The organism is Achromobacter semiaridum (assembly GCF_053543755.1).
Map to the genome: position 1 here is coordinate 1 of NZ_JBLVOL010000092.1, position 9,226 is coordinate 9,226.

Annotated in this window: 10 protein-coding genes; 2 read left to right on the forward strand and 8 right to left on the reverse strand. The window is 63.4% G+C overall.

Annotated features, from left to right (window positions below):
• Positions 1-46: 46 nt before the first annotated feature.
• The gene (locus ACNPP0_RS22310; RefSeq protein ID WP_448707035.1) at positions 47-1,354 is read right to left on the reverse strand and encodes an ATP-binding protein; all 1,308 of its coding nucleotides are present in this window, start codon (positions 1,352-1,354) and stop codon (positions 47-49) included.
• Positions 1,347-2,048: a response regulator gene (locus ACNPP0_RS22315; RefSeq protein WP_332611029.1), complete on the reverse strand. Its 702-nt coding sequence runs from the start codon at positions 2,046-2,048 to the stop codon at positions 1,347-1,349. The genes ACNPP0_RS22310 and ACNPP0_RS22315 overlap by 8 nt, the downstream gene beginning before the upstream one ends.
• A 308-nt stretch (positions 2,049-2,356) precedes the next feature.
• On the opposite strand from ACNPP0_RS22315, the gene ACNPP0_RS22320 reads away from it, so the two are divergent.
• Complete coding sequence (locus tag ACNPP0_RS22320; protein WP_448707036.1) at positions 2,357-3,175, forward strand: class I SAM-dependent methyltransferase; 819 nt, start codon at positions 2,357-2,359, stop codon at positions 3,173-3,175.
• A gap of 26 nt (positions 3,176-3,201) precedes the next feature.
• Here the strand turns inward: ACNPP0_RS22320 and ACNPP0_RS22325 are convergent, their stop codons facing one another.
• Positions 3,202-4,167, reverse strand: coding sequence for a Bug family tripartite tricarboxylate transporter substrate binding protein (locus tag ACNPP0_RS22325; protein ID WP_448707037.1), 966 nt, complete (start codon positions 4,165-4,167; stop codon positions 3,202-3,204).
• A 29-nt stretch (positions 4,168-4,196) separates the two neighbouring features.
• Entirely contained in the window at positions 4,197-4,964 is a 768-nt protein-coding gene (locus ACNPP0_RS22330; protein ID WP_448707041.1) for an alpha/beta hydrolase, read from the reverse strand.
• Here ACNPP0_RS22330 and ACNPP0_RS22335 point away from each other — a divergent pair.
• Positions 4,845-5,135 (forward strand): hypothetical protein, encoded by a 291-nt coding sequence (locus ACNPP0_RS22335; RefSeq protein WP_448707042.1) that lies wholly within the window; start codon positions 4,845-4,847, stop codon positions 5,133-5,135. The genes ACNPP0_RS22330 and ACNPP0_RS22335 overlap by 120 nt on opposite strands.
• Here ACNPP0_RS22335 and ACNPP0_RS22340 read toward each other — a convergent pair.
• Genes ACNPP0_RS22340 through ACNPP0_RS22355 form a run of 4 tightly spaced genes read right to left on the reverse strand, consistent with a single transcriptional unit; the run spans position 5,132 to position 8,882 of the window.
• Entirely contained in the window at positions 5,132-5,569 is a 438-nt protein-coding gene (locus tag ACNPP0_RS22340; RefSeq protein ID WP_448707038.1) for a RidA family protein, read from the reverse strand. The genes ACNPP0_RS22335 and ACNPP0_RS22340 overlap by 4 nt on opposite strands.
• Before the next feature lie 7 nt (positions 5,570-5,576).
• A complete protein-coding gene (locus ACNPP0_RS22345) occupies positions 5,577-7,088 on the reverse strand; it encodes a 2-hydroxymuconic semialdehyde dehydrogenase (protein ID WP_448707039.1) in 1,512 nt (503 codons plus the stop codon).
• 23 nt (positions 7,089-7,111) lie between these two features.
• Positions 7,112-7,924 carry a DODA-type extradiol aromatic ring-opening family dioxygenase gene (locus ACNPP0_RS22350; RefSeq protein WP_448707040.1) on the reverse strand — a complete coding sequence of 271 codons (813 nt, stop codon included), beginning with the start codon at positions 7,922-7,924 and terminating at the stop codon, positions 7,112-7,114.
• A gap of 34 nt (positions 7,925-7,958) precedes the next feature.
• Positions 7,959-8,882 (reverse strand): DODA-type extradiol aromatic ring-opening family dioxygenase, encoded by a 924-nt coding sequence (locus tag ACNPP0_RS22355; protein ID WP_332611021.1) that lies wholly within the window; start codon positions 8,880-8,882, stop codon positions 7,959-7,961.
• Positions 8,883-9,226: the final 344 nt, after the last annotated feature.

Sequence of the window (9,226 nt, forward strand, 5' to 3'; positions counted from 1 at the left end):
GTCGGGCCGCGCTCGGTCGGGCCGCGCTCGGCCAGACAGCGCCAGGTCAGCCGACGTTCCAGCTGATTACGAACCGGGCGCCGCCCAAGGGGCTGTCGGAAACCTGCGCCGTGCCGTTGTGCCAGCGCGCCACGCGGCTGACGATGGCCAGCCCCAGCCCCGTGCCGCCCGTATCGCGCGCCCGGCTTTCGTCCAACCGGATGAACGGTTCGAAGACCCGTTCGCGATCGGCGGGCGGCACGCCGGGCCCGTCGTCATCCACCGTCAGCACATAGTGCCGCGGCGCCGGGCTGGTCAGGCCGACCTGTACCCGTTCGCCGGCGTGGCGGATCGCGTTTTGCAGCAGGTTGAGCAAGGCGCGCGTCATGTAGCGCGGGTGCAGATGCACCTTGTCGGATTCGCACTGCGTCACCCTGCAATGGACGCCCAGCAGTTCGGCCTCGAACGCGGCATGCTGCACCACGGCATCCAGCCAGCCGCGCGCGTCCTGGGCTTGTAGCGGCACGTCGGCGCTCTTGTGCTGCAAGCGCGCATACATCAGCAGCTCCGAGGCCATGCTGTCCAGCTCGGCCACATCGCTTTTCATGTCCTCGACCAAGCGCTTGCGCGCCTCCGGGTCGGCCTCGCGGTCGATCATGTCCAGCTCGAACGACAGCCGCGCAATCGGCGTGCGCAGTTCATGCGACACCGCGTTGGTCAGTTCGCGCTGATTGCTGATCAGCGCGGCAATGCGATCCGACATCTGGTTGAAGGTGTCGCCCAGCCCGCGGATGCTGGAATACCGCGACAAGCGGGCGCGCGCCTGCAAGTCGCCCTGCCCCATGCGGTGCGCGGCCGTCTTCAGCGCTTCCAGGTCGCGCCAGATCGGCAGCGCCCACACCAGCATGAAGCCGCACAGCAGCAAGCCCAGCGCGGTGTAGATGGCCACGATGACCCAGGTGCCCACGAGCGGCTCGGGCGGCATCTTGACCAGCAACCATTGCGCGCCCGGCCCGGGCAGCGCGGACACAAAGCTCATCTGCTTGTCACGCAGGAAGAAGCCGCCCGCTTCGATGGTGCGCCGCTCGTCGTCAGTCAGCGCGAAGTCGGGCGAGTTGTAGTCGGCGGGGTCCAGCACCTGCAAGGCCAGGCCGTAATGCGGGGCCAGCGTATCGCGCACATAGTCGCGGCGCGCCTCGGGCGGCACACTGGCCAATTCCAGCTTCAGGCTGTGCAATTGCCCGCGCACCGCTTCGCGCGTGTAGTTCGCGGTCTCGGGCTCGAAGACGTAGTTCGCAACCCGCTCGACCACTTCATTCGACAGCACAAAACCGATCGCCAGCACCACGAAGATGCGCAGAACGAACTTAAGCATCGCCGAGCTCGTGCGCCTTGGGAGAAAACAGGTAACCCTTGCCCCAGACGGTCTTGATGCGCGCCGGGTCGCGCGGATCATCGTCCAGCTTGCGGCGCAGTTTGCTGACGCACACGTCCACACTGCGGTCCAGGCCATTGAATTCAATGCCGCGCACCGCATTCAGCAGATCGTCGCGCGTCAACACCTGACCGGCCTGGCTGGCCAACGCCCACAGCATCTCGAATTCCATGGTCGTCAGATCGACGTCCGCGCCGGCAAGCGTGACCGAGCGCGTCGGGCGGTCAATCGATAACGGGCCGAACACCAGCTGATCCGGCTGCGCGTCCGTCTGATTGTGGCGGCGCATCACGGCACGAATCCGCGCAAGCAACACGCGCGGCTCCACCGGCTTGATAACGTAATCGTCCGCGCCGGACTCCAGCCCAAGAATCTGGTCCAGATCATCTTCACGCGCGGTCAGCATCAGGATGGGCGCCGAAGAAAAGGCGCGCAGGTCGCGGCACACCTGCAAGCCGTCGCGGCCCGGCAGCATCAGGTCCAGGATGGTGATGGCCGGCTCATGGCGCCGAAACGCCTCCACCGCCTGGTCACCGCGATAGGCCTGGGCGACCTTGAAACCATGTTGCTCCAGAAATTGCGCAATCAGGCGCGAGAGCTTCGGATCGTCTTCAACTAACAAGGCCTTGGTCATGGTGTCCGGACAAGAGGAGATCGGAAGATAACGGACCGGATGGCAATGGCTACCGGGCATTTTTTGCCCGGCAAGCATACACCGAATAAATCTGCGCTTTCGGGGCACCCTCCCTGAGGGTTGCGAGGCCATGAAAGCGGCCCGCGCCGCATCGAAAACGGCGTTTTCAGGCGTACTATCGTTGATGTTCATGCTTGCGCGCAAAGCCATGACTCGATGACGGGCGGCATGACGTCGTCGCGCACAGCGGCAACCGCGCCACCCACAACGTCGGGCGGCCTTATCGACCTATTGTGGAGTCGATCACCATGAACACATCCAGCGGCCAACGCGCCTTTGCCGGACCCATCCCGCAGCTATACGAGCGGTACCTGGTCCCGATGATTTTCGACGGATATGCGCAGGACATGACGCGGCGGGTCGCGTCCCTGGCCCCGTCATCCGTGCTGGAAATCGCCGCGGGCACCGGGGTGGTCACACGCCATCTGGCGGCCGGGCTGCCCGCCGGCACCTCCATCGTATCGACCGATCTTAGCCAGCCAATGCTGGAACATGCCATGAGCCTGGGCACGAGCCGCCCCGTCACGTGGCGCCAGGCCGACGCCATGAACCTGCCCTTTCCCGACGGCGCTTTCGATGCAGTGGTATGCCAGTTCGGCGCCATGTTCTTTCCGGACAAGGCGGTGGCTTTTGCCGAAGCGCACCGCGTGCTGCGGCCGGGCGGCACGTTCTTGTTCAACGTCTGGGACCGCATAGAAGAAAACGAATTCGCCGACTGCGTCACGCAGGCAATGGCAACGCTGTTCCCGGCAGACCCGCCCCGGTTCATGGTGAAAGTGCCGCACGGCTACTACGACCAGACGCAGATCCGCGGCGCGCTGGCGGCGGGCGGGTTCACCGAAGCCATCACCTTCGATACGATGGCCATGCAAAGCCTGGGCGAGTCACCCCGCAGCGTCGCCGTCGCCTATTGCCAAGGCACGCCGATGCGCGCCGAACTCGAAGCGCGCGATGCCGGCATTCTGGAGAAGGCAACGGACGTTGCCGCTTCGGCGATTGAAGACCGCTTTGGCCCGGGCGGCATCACGGGCAAGATTCAGGCGCACGTTGTTGTGGCGACGCGATAGGCAGGCCCACGGCGCGTCCGCCCCCCTTATTCCGCCCTGGCCCCCGACACTTTGACCGTCTCGGCCCATCGTTTGGTCTCGGCCGCGATGAATGCCGTAAATGCTTCCGGCGTTGAGCTGATCGGGTTCAGCGACATCGCGGCGTTGGCTTGCACGACTTCGGGCGTCTTCAACGCCTGGCCGATTGCCTCGTTCATGCGATTGATGATGGCCTGCGGCGTGCCCCTGGGCGCCACGATGCCGCCCCAGGCCACCGCTTCAAAGTTGGGAAACCCGGATTCGGCCATCGTCGGCACGTTGGGCATGGTGGGCAGGCGCTTGGGGCTGGTGACGGCAAACGCTTTCAACGTTCCGTTGTTGACGAACTGCTGGACGCCGTTCACGTTATCGAACATCACATCGACCCGGCCGCTGACCACGTCGGACAGCGCCATCGACCCGCTTTTGTACGGCACGTGCGTGATATCCAGGGCGCCGACCGCTTTCATCATTTCGCCGGTCAGGTGGCTGCCCGAGCCCACCCCGGTTCCCGAGGCGAAGTTCACCTTGCCGGGGTTCTGCTTCACATAGGCCATGAACTCTTGAATTGAGTTCGGCTTGAAGTCCTTTCCGGCGACAAGAATATAAGGGTTGTCGAACAGCAAGCCGACGGGTGCAAAGTCCTTGATCGGGTCATAGGGCAGGCTGCGATAGAAACTGGCATTGACGGCCAAGGTGATGTTGTTGCCAAAGCCGAACGTGTACCCGTCCGGTGCGGCCTTGGCCACCGTGCGGGTGCCCACGATGCCGCCCGCGCTGGCCAGGTTTTCCACGATCACCGGCTGCTTGAGTATTCGCCCGATCTGCTCGGCGACGGGACGCGTCGCCACGTCGGGGCCGGACCCCGCGGCATAGGGAATGATGAGCTTGATGGGTTTGTTCGGCCAGGACTGCGCCTGCACGGCCGTAGACAAGGTAAGGGCCAACAGCGCCAAGCATTGGGCAACTTTCATCGGATTCTCCGGATCTTCTTAAGCAGGGCTCATCCCTGCATGATTTGAATCAGGCGCTTCATCCAGGGCGAGTCCGCCTGCCCCGCCGCGATCGCCGGCGCGAAATGATCCCCCGGTAGCACCATGGTTTCGACGGGGCGACCCAGCTTGCGCAGCTCGGCCTCCATCGTTTGATTGCCCTTGACGATGCGAGGCAGGTCTTCCCGGGCGTACGCCAGCAACATCGGCGGCGTGTCCTGATTCACCCGACACACGGGGCTTGCCGATTCGGCATCCGATACGTCATCCAGCAGGTTCTGATGCGTGCGTTCTTCGCCGCTGCCCGGCGCACGTTCGGGATACCGGATATCAAGCGGCGCGCACAGCGGAAAGCACGCGAGAATCGACGACGCCAAAATGCCGTGGCGGTGCAGGCCTTGCGCGCTTAATGCGGCAAGCGTCATCAGATGCCCCCCCGCGGAATGGCCTCCCACTGCAATGCGCGCGGGGTCTGCGCCATATTCGTGAATGTTCCGAACCACCCACGACAGCGCGGCATGGCAGTCATCCAATAGCGCCTGCCATTTGAAGGCTGGCGCGAGTCGATACGATATCGAGACAAACGTAATGCCCGCGGCGACCAAGGCGGGAGCCATCAACGCCACCCATTCCTTGTAGCCATTCGTCCACGCGCCGCCATGCGCGAAAACGAGTACCGGGCTGGTTTGTCCCGCTGGTTTTCGGCTGGGGTACACGTCGAGTTTGTGCGCCGCCGTGTCGCCGTATTGAAGGTCGGCAATGCGTTCGCAGCGCTGCACAGCCGCAGCAGAAAGCGCCAACGCCGCGCGTGCGTAGTCCTCGGCTTCGGCGGGATACAGCGGGGGCTGTGGCGCAAGATTGGTAAAGCTGATGTCTGTTGCCGACGCTTGGTGAGCGATCTTGGCCGGCTCTTCGGGGTGTTCGGGGATCACGATACGACCTTTCTCTAAGCGTTGGAATCAATCGGCTTGTACGCCACTGCCTTGATTTCGATGCGCAGCAGCGGATGCGGCAGCTGGTGCACGGCGACGGTGGTCCGGGCGGGGCCGTCGTAGTCGAAGTACTCGGCGTAGACCTCGTTGTAGCCCTTGAAGTCGCCCATATCGACCAGATACGTGGAGACTTCAACCAGGTCTTGCAGGCTGGCGCCCGCACTTTCCAGAATCGCCTTGATGTTCTCGATGACGGCGCGCGTCTGCGCCCGGATATCGGCGTCCAGCACGCCCATGGCGTCGGCGTCGGCGCCTACAAAGCTGTTATCGGGGCGGCGTGAACTGGTGCCCGATACAAAGAGAAAGTCTCCGGCACGCTTGACGTGCGGGAATTTGCCGCGTGGCTGCGCGCGCCCTTCGACGACGGCGGATGACAGCTTGCTTGGGGCCATGGGTTTCTCAGTCATTGACGGCGTCCGGTGCGTCCACGTGAATGCAAACGTTGGTGAGTTCAGAGTAGAAATTCAAGGAATGCAGCCCCCCTTCGCGGCCGATTCCGGACAAGCCGCTGCCACCGAACGGCGTGCGCAGGTCTCGCAGGAACCAGGCGTTGACCCAGGCAATGCCCACATTCATCGACTGCGCGACGCGGTGCGCCTTGTTGACGTTGCTGGTCCAGATGGTGGCGGCCAGGCCATACGGCGTGGCGTTGGCACGCCGTATGGCTTCCGCTTCGGAATCAAACGGCGTGACGTGGCCGATGGGGCCGAATATTTCTTCCGAGACGCACCGCGCGTCATCGGCCAGGCCGGCTATCAGTGTGGGTTCGACCCAGAAACCGCCGTCCAGCGCGTTGCCGAAGCTGGGCGTGCCGCCGCCCACGATGAACTGCGCGCCCTCTTGCCGCGCCAACGCGTAGTAGCTAAGTACCTTGTCCCGATGGGCGGCCGAAATCACCGGGCCCATGTCGGTTGACGCATCGGTGGGGTCGCCCAGCTTGATGCGCTTGGCGCGTTCGGCAAGCGCAGCCACAAAGCGCTCGTAAATGGGCCGCTCAACGAAGATGCGTTCGGAGCACAGGCAGACCTGGCCGCTGTTCAGGAACGCCGCGCGGGTCATGCCTTCCACGGTTTTCTCAAAGTCGCAGTCGGCGAAAATGATGGCCGCGTTCTTGCCGCCCAGCTCGAACGACACCGGCTTCACGCCCGCGGCGGCGGCGTGCATGATGGCCGTGCCGGTCTTTGATTCACCGGTAAAGGTGATGGCGCTGATGTCCGGATGCCGGGTGATGAATTCCCCCGCCGAGTTCGGGCCGAAGCCGTGCACCAGGTTAAATACGCCATCGGGCAAGCCCACCGACTGCATCACCTCGGCAAGCAGTGTCGCGGTGCCCGGCGTTTCTTCCGAGGGCTTGGCCACCACCGCATTGCCGCACGCCAGCGCGGGTGCGACTTTCCAGCTGAACAAAAGCAGGGGCAGGTTCCACGGAGAAATGATGCCCACCACGCCCAGCGGTTTTCTGACGGCATAGTTGATGGCGTGGGCGCCACCCGCCAGCTCGGTGCGAAACGTCTCCAGCGGAGCCGTCGTCAGAATGTCCGCAAAGATACGGAAATTGGCCGCGCCACGCGGAATATCAAGCTTGGACGCCAGGGACACCGGCTTGCCCGTATCGCTGACCTCGGCGTCCAGGAAGTCGTCCGCGCGGCGATCGATCTCGTCGGCGATGCGGTAGAGCATGTCGGCCCGGTCGGCCACCGACGTCGCGCCCCAACTGCGTACCGCCCGGTGGCCCGCCGCGACGGCCTGGTCGACCATCGCTTGGGTGGCTTCGTGCACGTCGGCAAAGCGTACGCCCGTTGCCGGGTTGATGCCGGCAAAGCGCTTCTGGCTGTCGACAAACCGGCCATCAATGAAATTTCTGTACTGCTTGAACACGACTGCTCCTTGGCAAATAAAGGCCGCTTCCATTTGGCCGACCCTTCGGCCACGCGCTACTGAAGCTTGAATTCCACGACAGCGCCGCCGCTGCCATATAGCGGTGCATACCCATGCACGATTGCCTGCTTGAAATTTCCGCCCATCGCGCCCAGCAGCCAATGGAACTGCTTGAGGCCCATGTCCGGATGCGCTTCCTTGGCATAGTCGGGCAGGCTGGCGCGCAGGGTTTCCACCTCGCCGCTTTCCATCAGCGCCAGCAGGCGCCGGTTCCACGTGTCATCGGCGTCGGAAAGAATGTGGTCTTCCTGAAGGTCGATGGTTTCGCGGAACATGCTGTTGGACAGCCCCCCGATTCCCACCACCGCCACACGCTTGTCCTGCAAGGCCGACGCGGCGATGGCGCCCAGCTGCTCGGTCTGCTCGGGGCCGTGATAAAGATTGTTGGCGGCGATGACGACGGGAAGCGCGGGCGTACCGAAGTGCATCAGTGTGGTCACGGTGATCGTGCCCGTGTCGATCGGGAACTGGTCGTAGTCGACGCCGCGTGTCTTGATGCCGGCGTCATTGCAAGCCTGCACGCAGCGGTGCGCCAGGGCGGCATCCGAATAGATGTCAAACGCCTGCTCGCCGAACTCGTGCCAGTTTTCATCGACATGCAGGCCGGTACTGCGTGCCCGGGTGATCCAAAGCTGGTCCAGCACGGCGAACCATTGCGTGGAATAGACCAGCACGCAATCGGGTTTGGATTCAGCCAGCGATTTGCCTGCTTGCGCCAGGGCGTCTCGAAGGCGGCCCCACGGCGCTACGTCGGGGCGCAACTGCGGCAGCGGGCTGCCGGGTACAAGAAACGCGGATACGATGCTCATGTCATTCCCCTTTTTCTTTTGCAAGACGGTGCGATCAGGCGGCCCGGGCAGCCGGCGTCAGGCTTGAAAGACCCGCGTCCTGAAGGTTCCATTCGATCACCGCGTTGCCGGTGCCGATGACGGTGCCGTAGCCATGCAGCCTGCCGGCAAGTTCGGGATAGCCCATCGCGGCATGCATCCACGTGAAGGCGCCGGACTTCACTTCGGCAAAGGCTTCATCGATGAACTGCGGCAACAGCTGGAAGGTCTCTTGCATGCGGCCCTGCCGCATCAGGTTGATCATGCGCACGTCCCACTTGTAGCCGTCATAGCGCTCGGGGTGCTCTTTGGTCATGTCCTCGGGCAGCGCGGGCTCTTCATGAAAATGCCAGTGGGACAAGGTGTTGCTGGCCAGCAGCACGGCGCGGCGCCCGGTTTTGCGGATGGCCTCGCGCGTGGCCCGGCCCAGCAAGTCCATCTCGCCCTGCCCCTCCCTTGTATTCAGGAAATACGGCGTGTTGTTGGCGGATATCCCCACCACGGGAATGTCCCATTGCGGCCGGACCATGTGCAGCGTGGTGATCGTGCCGTAGTCCGGCCGGAACTTCGGGTTGCGCATCATCTTGCTGACCAGCCCCAGGTTGGCGGCCTCTGCACAGCAGGCCTCGGCCAGTTCGACATCCACGTCCATGCCGAAGTCATAGCGGAAGATGTTGGGAAAGATGGGGTCAACGGATCGTCCCGCCAGTCTGGGCACGCCAAGAAAGTGGTGCCCCACCTGCGTGATCCAGTGCGGGGAATGGACCAGCAGCACGTCCGGCTTCAGGCGTTCGATGCTTTCGCGCGCGTGCTCATACGCCCAGCGCAGCGGCTCCCAGCCGCCTTCAGAGCGCGGCTCGTTCTGGGGCGGGTTTTCGCCGTAGACCAGATGAGGCGGATGGGGCGCCAGGAAGCCGGAAAGAATTTGACCTTCGCTCATGGTGAAGCTCCTTACCTTGACAGTTCAAGCTCACCTCGGTCGCGGCATCCGGCGGGGCGGCTTTACAAGACACATAAGACGTATGCGTACTATCGTAGGGCGGAGCCACATGCCAAGAAACGCGTAATTACCCTATGTCTGTCGTCGGATTTATTGATTTTCAGTGATGAGCCAAACCATCGAATAGTGCTTATCTTGTACGTGTACGTGTTATTGTAACTACGCAGGGACCCATCCTAATCGCGACAACGACCGCAGAAAATTCGACCACAATGGCCCGATCACCTACCTCCAAGCCCGCCCCCCCAACGTCCGCCCGCACGTCCGCCCCGGCGGGCGTGGGG

Excerpts from the sequence above, each read along its gene's own strand:
- ACNPP0_RS22310 (WP_448707035.1), bottom strand. The coding sequence starts at position 1,354 with ATGCTTAAGTTCGTTCTGCGCATCTTCGTGGTGCTGGCGATCGGTTTT.
- ACNPP0_RS22315 (WP_332611029.1), bottom strand. The coding sequence starts at position 2,048 with ATGACCAAGGCCTTGTTAGTTGAAGACGATCCGAAGCTCTCGCGCCTG.
- ACNPP0_RS22320 (WP_448707036.1), top strand. The coding sequence starts at position 2,357 with ATGAACACATCCAGCGGCCAACGCGCCTTTGCCGGACCCATCCCGCAG.
- ACNPP0_RS22325 (WP_448707037.1), bottom strand. The coding sequence starts at position 4,167 with ATGAAAGTTGCCCAATGCTTGGCGCTGTTGGCCCTTACCTTGTCTACG.
- ACNPP0_RS22335 (WP_448707042.1), top strand. The coding sequence starts at position 4,845 with ATGCGCGAAAACGAGTACCGGGCTGGTTTGTCCCGCTGGTTTTCGGCT.
- ACNPP0_RS22340 (WP_448707038.1), bottom strand. The coding sequence starts at position 5,569 with ATGGCCCCAAGCAAGCTGTCATCCGCCGTCGTCGAAGGGCGCGCGCAG.
- ACNPP0_RS22345 (WP_448707039.1), bottom strand. The coding sequence starts at position 7,088 with ATGGAAGCGGCCTTTATTTGCCAAGGAGCAGTCGTGTTCAAGCAGTAC.
- ACNPP0_RS22350 (WP_448707040.1), bottom strand. The coding sequence starts at position 7,924 with ATGAGCATCGTATCCGCGTTTCTTGTACCCGGCAGCCCGCTGCCGCAG.
- ACNPP0_RS22355 (WP_332611021.1), bottom strand. The coding sequence starts at position 8,882 with ATGAGCGAAGGTCAAATTCTTTCCGGCTTCCTGGCGCCCCATCCGCCT.